Consider the following 15775-nt stretch of genomic DNA (forward strand, 5'->3'; position numbering starts at 1 on the left):
CGAATGATATTATGGAGAAAAAGTGTATTTTACGATTTCATGAGGAGCTAGCTGGTCTTGTGTTAAGAATGCGCAGCAAAGGAATTGATGATGTTCACTTTTTTGCGGCATTGGAGAAAATTCCACGTCAACAGTTTGTCGGTTCTCCTTGGTTTAAGGGTGCTTATGATAATAAAGTTATTCCAATTGAGTGTGGTGAATATATTGAGCGTTTAGAAGAGCAACTCTTGATTCTTTATGCTTTGTCTTTGAAAAAAAAACATCGTGTTTTAGAGATTGGTACGGGTTCTGGTTTTTGTACTGCCCTTATGGCATGTCTTAGTGACCGTGTGATAACAGTTGATCGCTATAAAACGCTTGTTGATTTGGCGCGTCAAAAATTTCAAACTTTAGGCATTGAAAATATTGTTATACGGCAGATTGATGGAAGTCGTATTGTTGCAGGTTTGGGGTCGTTTGATCGTATTCTTATTTGGCCATCACGCTCTGATGAACCGAAAGAATTTTTAGAACTTTTAACTGAAAATGGAATTCTCATTCAAGCTATAGGACCTGATGAAGGGGTACAAACCATTACGCGTTATACAAAAATTGCGAGCCGGTTTGAGTGCTTAGAAATGTTTCAAGTGCGGTATCAACCATTTATTGAAGGTATTGCGGAAACACTTTGATTTTCAGACTATAGATACTCCATAAAATATTTCCTCTCTTAATTTTATGATAAATTCACTTTGATTTTATTGTAAAAATATTCCTGAATAAAATACCTTATTTTAACTCTTAGGTAATATTACAAAGCTTTAATAGATTGAGTTGAGTATTGGTGAATGAGCAAAACTATGTTTTTAAAAGTTTTGGGTAATGTTGTCCGATGTAATCAGAGTATAGCTCTTTTAGCGATGATAACAGTTCTTGTGGGATGTAGTTCTGGTATGGAGCGTTTCGCTAATACTTTCTCTTATTCTACAGTTTTTAATCAGCCAAATATGTCTACAACGATGTCGATGTCTACGGATTCTCCAACGTTGTCGTATGGCGCTGGTATGATACAAAGTACTGAATTGCCACCTGTAGAGCCAAGTAATGATTTATCAACCTATGATAATACTGTATATAATTCTCCTCCACAAGATGAGACCCCTTCTCCTGATAGTCGAGTTATGGGAACACCACCACGCAATCTTGGAACGCTTTCTCGTGCACAAATGAAGAAAGAACCTCTTTTTCGACGAAACTCTTATATTGTTCAAAGTGGGGATACGTTGTTAAGCATTGCTCGGCAAAGAGGAGTCAATGTTGAGGTATTAAAATTAGTAAACGGCATAAGTAGTAATTCCATTTATATAGGCCAGGTCCTTATAATCCCAAGTGGTCGTACAATAGAAACTTCGAATGCTCGCAATAATGATGGGAGGACAGAAAAACAATCTTTATCTCAGCCTCGAGCCACGTCTTCTATAAGACACAAGGAAGATTCATTTGCAGAGAAAGCTCCTATAACAACCAAGTCTTCTGCAAAGATAAGCAGGTCACATATTATACAGAATTTTTCCACACAGATGCCCTCATTAAATGATGAAACGGGTATTTTAGACACTGTGATGAATAAGGATAATGGTGTGACACCACAAGTCACAGGAATTTCTAAGATGCGTTGGCCGGTACGAGGGCGTTTATTAAACCAGTTTGGTCAAAAGAAAGGGACAGTAACGAGTCGGGGAATATATATTGCTGTGCCTGAAGGCTCATCGGTAAAGTCAGCGGAAAACGGTATCGTTATTTATGCAAGTGATGGGTTAAAAGAGCTTGGCAATGTTGTTATGATCCGACATGAGAATAATATTATCACTATTTATGGATGTAATAGCAAGCTTGTTGTTACTAAAGGGCAACAGGTACGGCGTGGTGATGAGATTGCTAAGTCTGGTGTTTCAGGTGATGTTAAAACTCCACGTGTTTATTTTGAAGTGCGTGAAAATTCTTTACCTGTTGATCCTATCAAGTATTTAGAAAACTAACGTATGGTGACTTTTAAAAAAAAATTTATAATTTATCTGGATTTCAGACAAAATAATCAATCTGCTTAAGTCAATGCTCTTTCAGCAAAAAAATCTTACACGCTTAAGGATAGCGATCAGTTTAACTGATTTAGAAGGGAAGAAGATTATTGTTCATTTATTTTTTCCGAAAAGAGAAACAAATCTGTTTTTTAAAAGTTTTTTCTCGTTGCCTTCTGCCTTTTAAGGTTTTATTGCCTTTCGATAAAGCTGTAATTACAGTTTGTAGTTATTGTTCTGCATGACGATCCTCTAGGAAAGCTTTTTTTAATCAAAAGCTTATTTAAAAAGAATAGGAAATACCTGAAGTTTAATCTATAGGAGATAAAAATGTTTATTACTAACGCTTATGCTCAAATTGCAAGCGGTGTTTCCAATGGGCCCTCACTTGTTACTTTCATCCCATTTATTCTGATTTTTGGGATTATGTATTTTTTTATTATTCGTCCACAGCGTGTACAAATGAAAAAGCGCCAAGAAATGCTTAATACTGTGCGTCGTGGTGATACAGTGATAACGGGCGGTGGTGTTATCGGCAAGGTTACGAAAGTTTACGATGGGAGCGGTGAATTAGAGGTTGAAATTTGTGATGGTATGCGCATTCGCGTTATACGTTCAACATTATTAGATGTTCGCGTTAAAGGAGAACCAATTTTGGAAGAAAAATCAAAATTGAATGCTAAAGCGAAAACATCATCGAAAGCTAGAGTTGTAAAAAAGGAAAATATGGGCGCTTCTAAAGAGAAAAAAGCTGTATCAAAGGAAGAACATTCTTAAAGTATGATGGCAGTTATCGTGTCCTTTTAAAACTGATTTTTATGAAAGTGGGTGGCTTTTATATATTTATGTAAAAGCCTTTTCATTGTATGGGTTGTTTTATAGTCGACAAATGAACCTTAATAATTTTTTGTTAAAAAAAATAGTTATTTTATTTGTTGAATATTGTGATAATTTTTAACTACTCTTCGAACAAGACCATTGTTCTAGAGGACGAAAATTGTTTGTTTTTGAATGAATAGGTTCAGATAAATTTATTTTCAATAAATATGTTGAAAACGGATATGGTATTTGACTACGTTTTATGGCAGACTTTTTCTATAGTATCTGTAATAGTTTTTATATATTGCTTTTTGCATTTTCAGGAGTGTATTCTTTATGAAAAATTTTGCATTAACCTTGCGATACAGGGTATCATGGTTTCTTTGCTGACTTTTAGGGGTAAAGGGGAAAAAACGCAATTAAGCTTTCAAAATAAAGGCAATGACTAGTGTTTCATGCAATTCAAATCCGCGAGGCGCATTTTCCAGGGCGTGCACCTATTGATGCTTATGGAAATGGTGGCTTTCGTTTTGCTGATATGTCACATAGAGGTTCTATTATTTGTGTACCATCAGGTATTTATGGTATTGATATGGCATGGCCTGTTCCTACTCAAGAGGATGTATCTCGTGTATTAGAAGAGTCAGACCAAATTGAGGTTTTATTAATAGGCACGGGAGTTGAATTATTGCGATTGCCTGAAGAGTTACGGGTACTGTTATGGGAAAAGCGTATTTCATCAGATACAATGAGTACAGGAGCAGCAGTGCGTACATTTAATGTTCTGTTAGCTGAAGATCGTGCAGTGGCTGCTTTATTGTTTGCTGTAGAATGATCAATTTTCTTCCTTATAGCCTTGATATTTTACGTTCTACAGATCGTGATCGTTATATATCAGTCTTATTTGCGCCTAAAAAGAAGCGTAGAGCATTGGCCGCTCTTTATGCCTTTAATGCAGAAATTGTTCGTATTCGTGAAAATGTGCATAATCCCCTTATCGGTGAGATACGATTACGCTGGTGGTATGATTCGATTGCTAAGAGTGAAATGGAGAAAAGTGAAAGCAATCCGATTTTGAGTGATTTGTTTACGGCAATGACTCTTTTTAATTTACCTAAGACAGCTTTTTTACGTTATTGTGATGCGCAGATTTTAGATCTTTATCACAATCCGATGGCAACTCTTTACGATCTCGAATTCTATTGTGGTGAGACAGCAAGTATAATTTTACAGCTTTCTTGTCAGATATTAGATTCAGATGCGGCACAAAATTTTACATATGCCTATCAACATGGGGGGATTGCACAAGGGTTAAGTGGTGTATTGCGCCTTTTATCATTCATGCAATCACGATATCAATATTATTTACCTGCTGATATGCTCAAAGCTTTAGGGGTGAAGAGGAAAGAGTTGGAGTCCAACCATATCAGTAAAGAACAAAAATGCCACATCATTGAAGCTATGGTAGCTTTATCACGAGATCGTTACACTAGATTTTACGAATATTTTAATATGATTCCTAAAACTCTTAAACCAGCGTTTCTTCCATTGGCAATTATACCAGCATCTCTTCAAAAGGCAGTACAATTGGGAGCAGCAGTTTTTCAAGAAAACACAGCTTTACCATTACTTCACCGCTATTGGTTTATAACCAAAGCAGCGATAAGTGGTAATCTTCCAAAGATATTGTAAAATAAAAAGAGCATTCACAAAGAGAGAATCAATAAAGATACGAGCAGATTTTTTACATTGAAGAGCCCAGTGCTATTGTGATTTCAATTCGTTTCTTTGTCATTTTAGAAACAGTGCTTACGCATGAAACGGGATGCTCTTAAAAGAGTTCAAATTGAGATTTACAATGTTGAAAATAATGCATATTGACTCATTGATTATGCATTTGTTAACTTCCTTGTATCGGTGGATGTAGAGAACATAAAACATGAGATCAAGTTCATACAATAGATCAGCTGGTTTTCTAGGGTTTATGCACCAGAGCAAAATTTAGGAGTAAAAGCGCGGTGGTGGTAATGTTTTCATTTGTAAAGAACAGGAATATTATCAGGAAAAAGCATTCCATCACCCAAGATTGGCAAAGGATTGAGAATTTATTAAGGATTAGATATAAGTGAGGACTGAAAATTTTATCCATCTTTTGTTGAAAGCATTTATTTTATTTTAAAATGGTGAAAATTTTTACCTTCAGGTGAGAGGCTTAACATCCCTAAACATTATGATATTTTGTATCAGAAAGAGATCTGAAATTTGATTTGAAAGAGCTTATCAAGGATTATGAGTTTATAATAATGATCTGTGAGAACCAATATCACCTTTGTTCGAGCGTATTCCTATGCTGTAAATTATAGATTTTTCTGGAGTTTATAGAGAAGCTTAGCATTAGAGGAAAGCATTGAGAAAAGAATTGTAAAAAAGAAAGCTAAGATTATTCCTGAAGAGTCATGCTATGGTGGAGATTTTGAACCGATCTTTACGTTTTTTTCTTAAATAAGGAGATTGAATGATATTGTTCCAGAATCTCAGTTTTTTGAAGGGAATAAAAATACATTCAGCTATTGCGAATAAAAGGCTATGTTTAGATGTATTAAGAAAAATGGAGGGGAAGTAAAACTGCATCTCTGTTTTTTTCCACTCAACTCAGAAAACATTATAGAATAATGATGAGCGTCTTTACAAATCGCTTTATCAAAATCTCCTTTAAGAAACTCAAAGATTTGAGATCTATCTCCTATTGATTCAATAAAAAAGCTTCTCCTTTGATAAAATTTCTAGTCAATTTTTCAATCACCCTCTTGTTTAGAGTGTTAAATACACAGAATCTAGGGATATTGGAATTTTAATACTCAGAGCTTTGAATGTATTGAGTGTTTTATTTTCTGATAAAACATGATTTCTTGTTTTAACGAGAAAAACTCTCTTTTCTTCTTACAAGAAAATTTTCAACTATGGATAGACTGTGAAAAATAAATAATCAATGTCTGTCACAACAACATTTAAATTTCAGTTAGAGCTGATAAAATCTTTAAATACACTAAAGAAACGCTTTTCTAAATTTCTTCGTCTGTTTCATAAAAATTTATCTCCGTTCGATAAAGATGGGATGCATTTATTTTTCTACAGTTTCAAGGGTTTAAAAGAAAGCTATTATAAAAATGTTATGTGTTCTAAAACCAGACGAAAAGAATTTTGTCTGGTTTTTAAATTACAGATAAAATGCTAAACACAATTTTATCAAAATAAATATTTAAAATCATTTGCAACACTTTTATTGGAGCGCTTTAAAGATTTGATTATAGTTAGTGCTATTAATTTTTAAAGGATGTTCTTTATTGGCAGCATGCAGCATCTCTAGCTTTAGATCTTCTCTTATCATCATATCTATGTTGGTACGAATATCAGATGAAAGGGTATGAGCAGAGATGTCTTTAGGCAGAGTGACTTCCTTTATTTGATAAAGGATACGGTTTGTTGTAACAGGACCTTTTACTATACCATAGTGACCTTTTGGACCAGAAAATAATGCTTTAACGCCTTCAAATCCAAGGATTTCAGATGAATCTTGACGCCGAAGGGGCTGTGTCGTTTGTTTTGTAATACCAAGTATATGGGCAAGAGAAACAAGACTTTTTCCTTCATTAAGCTGTTTGAGAGCATTCTTGGCTTTTTCATCAAGAAAGCGTTGGATTTCTTCCTTTTTCCATTGGGCAATAACCTCTTGTTTTGCTTCTTCAAGTGTTTTATCGTGCGAAGGAGTGATAGTATCGACCTTGTACCAGAGATACCCGCCTTTTGGAAGAGAGAGTGGATCAAGATCAGCTCCTTCGTTTGATTGATATATGGAGTTCAGCAAAAGATCTTTTTGGGGTAGATCTGTAAGTATTGTGTCTTCAATTGTTTTTCCTGTTTTATCAAGGGTAATTGTCCGCAAAGGCAATTTATATTGGTCAGCAAGCTCTTTGAGAGAAGTGCCTTCAAAACGTGCATTTTCAATTGCTGTATAATTGTTACGTATATCATCAGCAGCACGATTTTGAGCAAGTATTTGGCGAATATTGTTTTCCACTTTTTCGAAAGGAATGGGGCCTGCAGGTGTAATATGTGTAACACGAATGATAACAGGACCTTGTAAATCATTGATTACAGCACTGACTTGTCCTTGTTTAAGTTCAAAAATCTCGGAGGATAGGTAGCTAGGAAGTTCACTTTCTGCTAGAGGCCCTTTTTTTATGTCATTGAGAGTCTTGTTTTCAGCTTTAACTAAATCATCGAAACTTAATCCATTGGCTATTTTTTTCGCTGCATTATCAGCTGCCTCGCGTGTAGGAAATCGTAATTCTTCAATCGTACGTTTTTCAGGAGTTATAAAACGCGAGGCATTGTGGGTATAATAGGTTCTCACCTCATCTTCTGAGATATCTTCGGGTTTTACAAAATCAGCGAGTTTCATGGATAAGAAAGAAACGGTACGGTATTCTGGAACACGAAATTCGCTCTTATGTGTTTCAAACCATTTTTGCAATGTTTCTTGATCAGGTTCAGAAATTGTTTCCTTTTCTTTTAGATCAAGAACAAGATAGTCGGCAATGCGGGTTTCTACTTGATAAAAAGCGAGTGCTTTATAAAAAAGATCTGGTGCTTTCATCCCTGACAGTGACGCTGAAATAAGCTGATTACGCTTTTCTTTTTTTGTGTAATAATCAAGGAAATTACTTTCGTTGATATGTAATTGTTGAAGGTAGTTACGAAACAAATCATGATTAAAGACACCGTTTATTTGGAAAATATTATCCGCACTAATGCTATGAGCTATAGCATCTTTTGAAAGATTGATTTTCATTTGACGCGTTTGCTCATCAAAGAGCACATCTTGTTGTAATTGATTAAAAACAAAAGCGGGGATTTGGTATTGCTGCATTTCACCTGGTGTGAACATGCGTCCAAGACGAGAAGCGAGTGCTAAACGTGCACTTTGATCAGCTAGTGCGAGACGATAATCATCGACAGTTATTATGGACTCTCCAGAAGAGATAAGACCTCTTTCACTCTTTGTGTATAATTGTGGTATCCCCCATAAAAGGATGAAACATAAAAGCAAAATAGCAAGAAAAATTCTAGCAATCCAAGAATTTGTAGAGTTTCTTATGATGTCAAGCATCGTTCAATTCCATTTGTTGCATGAGTTATCATCAAAGTAATAACCGAATTTGCAATAAAGATGCGTAAGATGCAAGCTTAAAGACTTGCTTTCATTTTATAATTTGATACCTAAAGATAAACAATATGTTGTGATTGCTCTTAAGGTAAAAATATGTCTCAAAATATTCGACCTCTTATTGCTGGAAATTGGAAAATGAATGGAACTGGTGAATCTCTTGGAGAGTTGCGTGCCATTGCCGCTGGCATTAGCTCTGATTTAGGTCGTTTGTTTGAAGCGCTTATTTGTGTTCCAGCAACGCTTTTATCCCGTGCTTCTGATATTCTGGGTGGAGAAAATATTCTCTTAGGGGGGCAAAATTGTCATTTTGATGATTATGGTCCTTATACTGGAGATATTTCAGCTTTTATGCTTAAAGAAGCAGGAGCAAGTCATGTTATTGTTGGGCATTCAGAGCGTCGCACAGTTTATCAGGAAAGTGATGCAATTATTTGTGCTAAAGTGCGAGCGGCATGGCGAGCAGGTCTTGTTTCTCTTATTTGTATTGGAGAAACGTTGGAAGAGCGCAAAAGTAATAAAGTCTTTGGTGTGCTTACGCGGCAACTTGAAGGATCTTTACCGGAGGGCGCAACAGCAGAAAATGTCATTATCGCTTATGAACCTATATGGGCTATAGGGACAGGCAATACAGCGACTTCCGCAGATGTTGCAGAGGTACATGCGTTTATTCATCATAAGATGCGTTCTCGTTTTGGTGATGAGGGAGGCAAGATACGTTTGCTGTATGGTGGATCAGTAAAACCATCCAATGCATTCGAGCTTCTGAGTACTGCTCATGTGAATGGTGCTTTGATAGGTGGAGCAAGTTTAAAAGCAATTGATTTTTTAACTATTTGCGATGTTTATCGTAAATTATAATAGAAAAACTTGGTTTTCTCTTGGATTGTGTGCGATTTATGTGTAAATAACCATAAAGAGTTATTTGAAGAGCAGGATTTATGCAAACAGTACTTATTGTTATACATTTTTTGGTTGTTATTACTTTGGTTGGTATTATATTAATTCAACCTTCGGAAGGTGGTGGGCTTGGTGTTAGTAGTGGTTCTGGGTTAATAAAAACCCGTGGTAGCAAAAATGCGCTGTCTCGTTTGACGGCTATCCTGGCGTGTTGTTTTTTTGCAATATCTATTGGACTTATCGTAGTAGGCAGTATATCAAACTTCAGTTCTGATATTCTCAAACGTATTCCGGTCCACTCAGAACAAAATTCTACCAATAAAGGCACTTCAGAAGTTGCGCCATTATCAGATAGCAAATCCGAACCCTCTACTCTTGAGAAACTAGGTGGTGGTTCGATTCCACTTCAAGAACAAAATCAGCCTAGAGATCATCCTGCAGTTGAAAACCCAGTCCCGCCGATTCTTGAAAATCCGACCGATAATAATGGCGAAAAGTAGTTTTTTCAAGAGAGACAGATTGAAAAAGGTGATTTTTTCACCTTTTTTATTTTATAGGAAAAAATTGTTTTTCTTTACATTTTTTTCTGGAAAAATCATTATAAACTGCTTATCACTATAAGCCCATGGCACGTTATATTTTTATTACTGGTGGTGTGGTTTCTTCCCTTGGAAAAGGCATCGCAGCGGCAGCGTTAGCTGCGTTATTGCAGGCTCGTGGGTATCGCGTACGGCTTCGCAAACTCGATCCTTATTTGAATGTTGATCCAGGTACGATGTCGCCTTATCAACATGGTGAGGTGTTTGTAACAGATGATGGTGCAGAAACGGATCTTGATCTTGGTCATTATGAGCGTTTTACCGGGCGTTCTGCAAATAGCCAAGATAACATTACAACAGGGCGTATTTATCGCAATATCATTGAACGAGAGAGACGTGGTGATTATCTGGGTGCAACAGTCCAGGTGATTCCTCATGTCACTGATGAGATTAAGAGGTTCATTACTACGGGAAACGAAGAATTTGACTTTGTTTTATGTGAAATAGGTGGCACTGTTGGTGATATTGAAGCAATGCCTTTTCTTGAAGCGATTCGTCAGCTTCACAATGAATTGCCGAGGCAAAATGTTATTTATGTGCATCTTACATTAATGCCTTATATTTCTTCGGCTGGTGAATTAAAAACAAAGCCAACACAACATTCTGTCAAAGAATTACAATCAGTTGGTATTGCTCCCGATATTTTGTTGGTGCGTGCAGATAGACCTATTCCAGAAACAGAGCGGAGTAAATTATCACTTTTTTGTAATGTTCGCCCAACTGCAGTTATTCAGGCATTAGATATGCCAACGATTTATGATGTTCCCATAGCATATCATAAAGAGGGATTAGATTCAGAAGTTCTTTCTGCTTTTGGAATGAATCCAGTACATAAACCAAAAATGGATTGTTGGGAAGATATTACACGTCGAATTCACCATCCCGAAGGGGAAGTGACAATTGCTGTTGTTGGGAAATATACGGGATTGAAGGATGCGTATAAATCTCTCACTGAAGCGATTGCACATGGTGGTTTAGCCAATAAAGTAAAAGTTAATATTGAATGGATTGATGCGGAGCTTTTTGAAAGAGAAGATCCGACATCTACTTTACAAAAAGTTCATGGGATTTTGGTACCTGGTGCTTTTGGAGCGCGTGGTGCAGAAGGAAAAATGCGAGCAATTCAATTTGCGCGGGAATGTAAAGTTCCATTTTTCGGTATTTGTTTTGGGATGCAATTAGCTTGTATAGAAGCTGCGCGCAATATTGCACAGATTGAGAATGCTTCATCAAGTGAGTTTTGCGAAACAAAAAATCCGATTGTGGGTTTAATGACAGAATGGCTCAAAGGGGATATTCTTGAGACACGCACTCAATGTGGCAATCTTGGTGGTACCATGCGTCTTGGTTCTTTTGCCGCAGAGTTGAAAGAAAATAGCCATATTGCCAAAATTTATGGCATGACAAGGATTTGCGAGCGACATCGTCATCGCTATGAGGTCAATATTGATTATAAAGACAAGCTAGAACAGTATGGTTTGATTTTTTCTGGTATGTCTCCTGATGGTATTTTGCCGGAAACGATAGAATATGCAGATCATCCATGGTTTATTGGTGTTCAATATCATCCAGAACTAAAATCACGTCCGTTTGATCCACATCCACTTTTTTCTTCTTTTATTGCAGCCACTGTAGAACAAAGTCGATTGGTTTAGTTCATAAAATTGGGTTATTTGCTTTTTGAGGTATACAATGTCTGAACCAAATGCCGTTGTGAAAGTTGGAAATATTGTTTTTTCAAATGAAGCACCTTTTTCATTAATTGCAGGACCATGTCAGATAGAAAGTCGCGATCACGCTTTTGAAATGGCTGGCCTAATTAAGACAATTACGGATCAAGTTGGTATTGGGTTTGTGTATAAATCAAGTTACGATAAAGCCAACAGGACGTCTTTGAATGCGGTACGTGGTATTGGTCTTGAAAAAGCAATGGCTATTTTTTCTGATTTGAAGAAGGCATTTGGTTGTCCGATTTTGACTGATGTGCATACAGAAGAGCAATGTGCAGTTGTTGCTCCAACGGTAGATATTTTGCAAATACCCGCTTTTTTATGTCGTCAAACAGATCTTTTGGTAGCAGCAGCCAAAACGGGGCGTGTTATCAATATAAAAAAAGGTCAATTTTTAGCGCCGTGGGATATGAAAAATGTTTTAAGAAAGGTCACGCAAAACGGTAACCGGAATGTTATGCTTTGTGAACGCGGCACTTCATTTGGTTATAATCGACTTATTTCTGATATGCGTTCATTGCCTATTTTGCGTTCATTTGGTGTTCCTGTTATTTTTGATGCAACGCATTCTGTTCAGGAGCCGGGTGGTCAAGGTGATTCATCTGGTGGGCAGCGTCAATTTGTTGAAATTTTGGCGCGTGCGGCTGTTTCGGTTGGGGTGGCTGGTATTTTTTTAGAAACGCATCAAGATCCAGATAATGCCCCTTCTGATGGACCGAATATGATTAAAACTGATCATTTACAAAGACTGCTTGAGACTTTAATGGAATTTGATTATCTGTCAAAGAAGACAATTGGATAGAGAGGATATTTCTCATTATGATATTCAAAATGATCGAGACTTGTGTTGAATAAGGGAACGCACATGACTGCAATTATCGATATTATTGGACGTGAAGTGCTTGATAGCCGAGGTAATCCAACGATAGAAGTTGATGTTCATTTAGAAGATGGAGCTTTCGGTCGTGCTCTTGTTCCTTCCGGGATATCGACTGGTACCCATGAAGCTATAGAACTACGTGATGGTGGTATGCGCTATCAAGGAAAAGGCGTTGAGAAAGCGGTTGCTGCAATAAATGGCGAGATTTTTGAGGAACTTAGTGGGCGGGATGCCAGAAATCAAATCGGCATTGATCAAGCAATGATTGCCTTGGATGGAACACCAAACAAGGTGCGTCTTGGCGCTAATGCGCTTCTTGGTGTTTCATTGGCTGTAGCAAAAGCGGCAGCAGAGTCATTGTCTTTACCTCTATATCGTTATATTGGTGGTACACAAGCACATGTTCTTCCAACACCAATGATGAATATTATTAATGGTGGTGTCCATGCTGATAACCCAATTGATTTTCAAGAATTTATGATTATTCCTGTAGGAGCATCTACGTTAAAAGAAGCAATTCGCTATGGTGCTGAAATTTTTCATACGTTAAAAAAACGTTTAAAAGATGCAGGTTATAATACCAATGTTGGTGATGAGGGTGGCTTTGCACCTCAATTTAAAAGCACCGAGCAAGCAATTGATTTTATTATGGAATCTATAATAACCTGTGGGTATAAACCAGGTAAACAAATTGCTCTTGGTTTAGATTGTGCTGCAACAGAACTTTATAAAAATGGTTCATATTTTTATAAAGGTGAGGGAAAGTGTCGTGATGTGGGGGAACAGGTAGATTATTTAGCGCAACTTATTAAAACTTATCCTATTATTACAATTGAAGATGGTATGGCTGAAGACGATTGGGAAGGTTGGAAGTTACTCACTGACTCAATTGGAAAAAAATGTCAGCTTGTTGGTGATGATTTATTTGTAACAAATTCTGCGCGTTTGCGGGATGGTATTAAAATGGGAGTGGCCAATTCTATTCTTATCAAAGTTAATCAGATTGGCACGCTGAGTGAAACACTTGATGCTGTAGAAACAGCGCATAAAGCAGGTTATCGTGCTATTATATCTCATCGTTCAGGTGAAACGGAAGATTCTTTTATTGCAGATCTTGCCGTTGCGACCAATTGTGGGCAAATTAAAACGGGTTCGCTTGCACGTTCGGATAGATTAGCAAAATATAATCAGCTTATTCGTATTGAAGAAATGTTAGGATTGCAGGCATGTTATGCCGGTAATTAGTATTGTTGATTGTGATATCATTGAAATTGTAAGATTTAACTATGAGGCATGAGGGCAAAGATTTTATAGGTGTTAAAAGATGAGAGGTATAATTATTAGTCAGGATCAGGGAACTTATCTCGTTTCCGGTGATGATGGTAAGCGTTATCAATTTGTGACTTGGGATTGGTCAGGGAAGAAGCCACCGAAGATAGGTGATACTGTTGATTTTGTATGTGAAGGCGATGTTGTCAATTCTGTTTTTCCATTATTAAAAAAACAGTCAGAACATTTAAAAGTAATGCTTGCACTCGTTTGTTGGATTGCTGGTATATTTGGTGTTCATCGTTTTATGGTTGGTAAAGTTTGGACTGGTGCTTTAATGCTTATTCTATCTTTAACACTTGTCGGGTTGATGATTACAGGAATTTGGACAATTGTTGATTTTATAGTCATTATGGCTGGGAAATTTACTGACAAAAATGGTAATCAAATTACACATTAGTGGAAATTGTATATAATAACATAAAGTATTATTGTAAATGTAGAATATAAAAAATAAGAAATATTTTTTGGGTTTGAGCATTTAGTGTTTTTATAGTCATGTTAAAGCGAACTTTATAGACAAATGACTATAGAGTCATGAATTAGTAAATACCCCGTATATTGCAATGTAATAGAAGATAATATGGCAGAGCTTTGTTATGGCAGGGGTGCTCAGCGTATAATAACAAATTATTTGCATATATGGATTTGGTAATAAGGTATTAATCAAAATTGTTCATACTTGAATCAGGTATGAAAAGGGTTATGCTTTAAAGATTGTTCTATTTTATGTGGACAAAGCAAAAACGCAGATCAATCAAAATGCGCTTTGTACTCCCACTTATGACAGTGGGAGTTTTAAGCTATTTCAGTTATCATATTTATCATGGTGAATATGGCTTGTACTCACGCAATGAAGTTAATCAATATATTGCCGAATTAGAAAAGGAACTTCAGAAGTTAGAAGCTAAGCGGATGCTCATTGAAAAGCGTATTTCTCTTTTACGCAACGGGCATATTGAAAAGGATATGCTGGATGAGTACGTTAGGAAGAATTTAAACTTTTCGAAGCCAAATGAATTGACAATTTTAACTCCTTTAAATGATATTAAAAGTTAATTAGAAATCGCTTAATTTCAAAACATATTTTAAAACAATCCCCTATGATATTATTTAAACTGATTGATAATGCTTGTAACTTTTGTTCGTAAAGTTTATTCCTAAATAATCATAACAAGGAGTTTAATATGGCAGAACGATCTACAAAAAATTCTGCGTCGGTGGTACATAATGCATTATCAAACACCACAAAGAAAGGACAAATAGCCAGTTTTACAAAAGAAGAGGAAATTGATGCCTACCGTAAGATGCTTTTAATTCGCCGTTTTGAAGAAAAGGCAGGGCAACTTTATGGTATGGGGCTTATTGGTGGGTTTTGTCATCTCTATATTGGGCAAGAAGCTGTTGTTATTGGAACCTTAAAGGCAGCAAAAGAAGGTGATCAGGTTATTACATCTTACCGTGATCATGGACATATGTTGGCGGTTGGGATGAGCCCCCGTGGGGTCATGGCAGAGTTAACAGGGCGTCAAGGTGGTTTTTCCAAGGGGAAAGGGGGGTCGATGCATATGTTTTCTAAAGAAAAGAATTTTTATGGTGGGCATGGCATTGTTGGTGCACAGGTTCCAATTGGCTCTGGTTTGGCATTTTCGAATCAGTATCTTGGTAAAGATAACGTGACATTGGTGTATTTTGGTGATGGTGCTGCCAATCAGGGGCAAGTTTACGAGAGTTTTAATATGGCTTCGCTTTGGAAGCTTCCCGTTGTCTATATTATTGAAAATAACCAGTATGCTATGGGGACATCAGTTGCTCGTGCATCTGCAGAAACTGATTTTTCTCGTCGTGGTCTTTCCTTTGAAATTCCAGGTATTGTTGTTGACGGTATGGATGTTCGAGCAGTAAAAGGAGCTGCTGATGAAGCAATTACTTGGGCGCGTTCAGGTAAAGGGCCTATTATCCTTGATATGCAGACTTATCGCTATCGTGGTCACTCCATGTCTGATCCAGCAAAATATCGCTCAAAGGAAGAAGTGCAGAAAATAAAAGAGGAACAAGATCCGATTGATCAAGTAAAAAATCGAATTCTTCAACAGTGTTTTGTGAGCGAAGACGATTTAAAATCTATTGATAAAGAGGTACGTGCGATTATTGCTGATGCGGTAGATTTTGCGCAAAGTGATCAGGAGCCAGATGCTTCTGAGCTCTATACTGACATTTTAATTTGATGTGAG

The 15775-nt window shown here is 36.7% G+C and carries 14 protein-coding genes; 13 read left to right on the plus strand and 1 reads right to left on the minus strand.

Features of this window, described 5'->3' with window-relative positions:
* The first annotated feature begins 11 nt into the window (after positions 1-11).
* The 5 genes from O9A_RS03830 (at position 12) to O9A_RS03855 (ending at position 4568) form a co-directional block, all read left to right on the plus strand.
* Positions 12-671 (plus strand): protein-L-isoaspartate(D-aspartate) O-methyltransferase, encoded by a 660-nt coding sequence (locus O9A_RS03830; RefSeq protein ID WP_034458950.1) that lies wholly within the window; start codon positions 12-14, stop codon positions 669-671.
* Between the two features lie 168 nt (positions 672-839).
* Positions 840-2018: a peptidoglycan DD-metalloendopeptidase family protein gene (locus O9A_RS03835; RefSeq protein ID WP_034458952.1), complete on the plus strand. Its 1179-nt coding sequence runs from the start codon at positions 840-842 to the stop codon at positions 2016-2018.
* 369 nt (positions 2019-2387) lie between these two features.
* Positions 2388-2834, plus strand: a complete 447-nt coding sequence (gene yajC / locus O9A_RS03840) for a preprotein translocase subunit YajC (protein WP_034458954.1) — start codon at positions 2388-2390, stop codon at positions 2832-2834.
* 490 nt (positions 2835-3324) lie between these two features.
* Positions 3325-3711 (plus strand): Mth938-like domain-containing protein, encoded by a 387-nt coding sequence (locus O9A_RS03850; RefSeq protein WP_034458958.1) that lies wholly within the window; start codon positions 3325-3327, stop codon positions 3709-3711.
* Positions 3708-4568: a phytoene/squalene synthase family protein gene (locus tag O9A_RS03855; RefSeq protein WP_034458961.1), complete on the plus strand. Its 861-nt coding sequence runs from the start codon at positions 3708-3710 to the stop codon at positions 4566-4568. The genes O9A_RS03850 and O9A_RS03855 overlap by 4 nt, the downstream gene beginning before the upstream one ends.
* A gap of 1588 nt (positions 4569-6156) precedes the next feature.
* On the opposite strand, the gene O9A_RS03860 is transcribed toward O9A_RS03855, so the two are convergent.
* Positions 6157-8046 (minus strand): peptidyl-prolyl cis-trans isomerase, encoded by a 1890-nt coding sequence (locus O9A_RS03860; RefSeq protein WP_034458963.1) that lies wholly within the window; start codon positions 8044-8046, stop codon positions 6157-6159.
* A gap of 153 nt (positions 8047-8199) precedes the next feature.
* On the opposite strand from O9A_RS03860, the gene tpiA reads away from it, so the two are divergent.
* The 8 genes from tpiA (at position 8200) to pdhA (ending at position 15769) form a co-directional block, all read left to right on the plus strand.
* Positions 8200-8964 (plus strand): triose-phosphate isomerase, encoded by a 765-nt coding sequence (gene tpiA / locus O9A_RS03865; protein ID WP_034458965.1) that lies wholly within the window; start codon positions 8200-8202, stop codon positions 8962-8964.
* Positions 8965-9044: 80 nt separating this feature from the next.
* A complete protein-coding gene (secG, locus tag O9A_RS03870; protein WP_034458967.1) occupies positions 9045-9503 on the plus strand; it encodes a preprotein translocase subunit SecG in 459 nt (152 codons plus the stop codon).
* A 125-nt stretch (positions 9504-9628) separates the two neighbouring features.
* Positions 9629-11257 (plus strand): CTP synthase, encoded by a 1629-nt coding sequence (locus tag O9A_RS03875; RefSeq protein ID WP_034458969.1) that lies wholly within the window; start codon positions 9629-9631, stop codon positions 11255-11257.
* Between the two features lie 37 nt (positions 11258-11294).
* Positions 11295-12134 (plus strand): 3-deoxy-8-phosphooctulonate synthase, encoded by an 840-nt coding sequence (gene kdsA, locus O9A_RS03880; RefSeq protein ID WP_034458971.1) that lies wholly within the window; start codon positions 11295-11297, stop codon positions 12132-12134.
* Between the two features lie 63 nt (positions 12135-12197).
* Positions 12198-13457 (plus strand): phosphopyruvate hydratase, encoded by a 1260-nt coding sequence (gene eno, locus O9A_RS03885; RefSeq protein WP_034458973.1) that lies wholly within the window; start codon positions 12198-12200, stop codon positions 13455-13457.
* A 79-nt stretch (positions 13458-13536) separates the two neighbouring features.
* Positions 13537-13941, plus strand: coding sequence for a TM2 domain-containing protein (locus O9A_RS03890; protein WP_034458975.1), 405 nt, complete (start codon positions 13537-13539; stop codon positions 13939-13941).
* Positions 13942-14270: 329 nt separating this feature from the next.
* A complete protein-coding gene (locus O9A_RS03895; protein ID WP_034458977.1) occupies positions 14271-14600 on the plus strand; it encodes an FtsB family cell division protein in 330 nt (109 codons plus the stop codon).
* A 128-nt stretch (positions 14601-14728) separates the two neighbouring features.
* Positions 14729-15769: a pyruvate dehydrogenase (acetyl-transferring) E1 component subunit alpha gene (gene pdhA / locus O9A_RS03900; RefSeq protein WP_034458979.1), complete on the plus strand. Its 1041-nt coding sequence runs from the start codon at positions 14729-14731 to the stop codon at positions 15767-15769.
* Positions 15770-15775: the final 6 nt, after the last annotated feature.

The organism is Bartonella koehlerae C-29 (genome assembly GCF_000706625.1).
Lineage (GTDB): Bacteria > Pseudomonadota > Alphaproteobacteria > Rhizobiales > Rhizobiaceae > Bartonella > Bartonella koehlerae.

Bases quoted from the DNA above. Each gene is read 5' to 3' on its own strand.
- O9A_RS03830 (WP_034458950.1), top strand. From the start codon at position 12: ATGGAGAAAAAGTGTATTTTACGATTTCATGAGGAGCTAGCTGGTCTT.
- O9A_RS03835 (WP_034458952.1), top strand. From the start codon at position 840: ATGTTTTTAAAAGTTTTGGGTAATGTTGTCCGATGTAATCAGAGTATA.
- yajC (WP_034458954.1), top strand. From the start codon at position 2,388: ATGTTTATTACTAACGCTTATGCTCAAATTGCAAGCGGTGTTTCCAAT.
- O9A_RS03855 (WP_034458961.1), top strand. From the start codon at position 3,708: ATGATCAATTTTCTTCCTTATAGCCTTGATATTTTACGTTCTACAGAT.
- O9A_RS03860 (WP_034458963.1), bottom strand. From the start codon at position 8,046: ATGCTTGACATCATAAGAAACTCTACAAATTCTTGGATTGCTAGAATT.
- tpiA (WP_034458965.1), top strand. From the start codon at position 8,200: ATGTCTCAAAATATTCGACCTCTTATTGCTGGAAATTGGAAAATGAAT.
- secG (WP_034458967.1), top strand. From the start codon at position 9,045: ATGCAAACAGTACTTATTGTTATACATTTTTTGGTTGTTATTACTTTG.
- O9A_RS03875 (WP_034458969.1), top strand. From the start codon at position 9,629: ATGGCACGTTATATTTTTATTACTGGTGGTGTGGTTTCTTCCCTTGGA.
- kdsA (WP_034458971.1), top strand. From the start codon at position 11,295: ATGTCTGAACCAAATGCCGTTGTGAAAGTTGGAAATATTGTTTTTTCA.
- eno (WP_034458973.1), top strand. From the start codon at position 12,198: ATGACTGCAATTATCGATATTATTGGACGTGAAGTGCTTGATAGCCGA.
- O9A_RS03890 (WP_034458975.1), top strand. From the start codon at position 13,537: ATGAGAGGTATAATTATTAGTCAGGATCAGGGAACTTATCTCGTTTCC.
- O9A_RS03895 (WP_034458977.1), top strand. From the start codon at position 14,271: ATGTGGACAAAGCAAAAACGCAGATCAATCAAAATGCGCTTTGTACTC.
- pdhA (WP_034458979.1), top strand. From the start codon at position 14,729: ATGGCAGAACGATCTACAAAAAATTCTGCGTCGGTGGTACATAATGCA.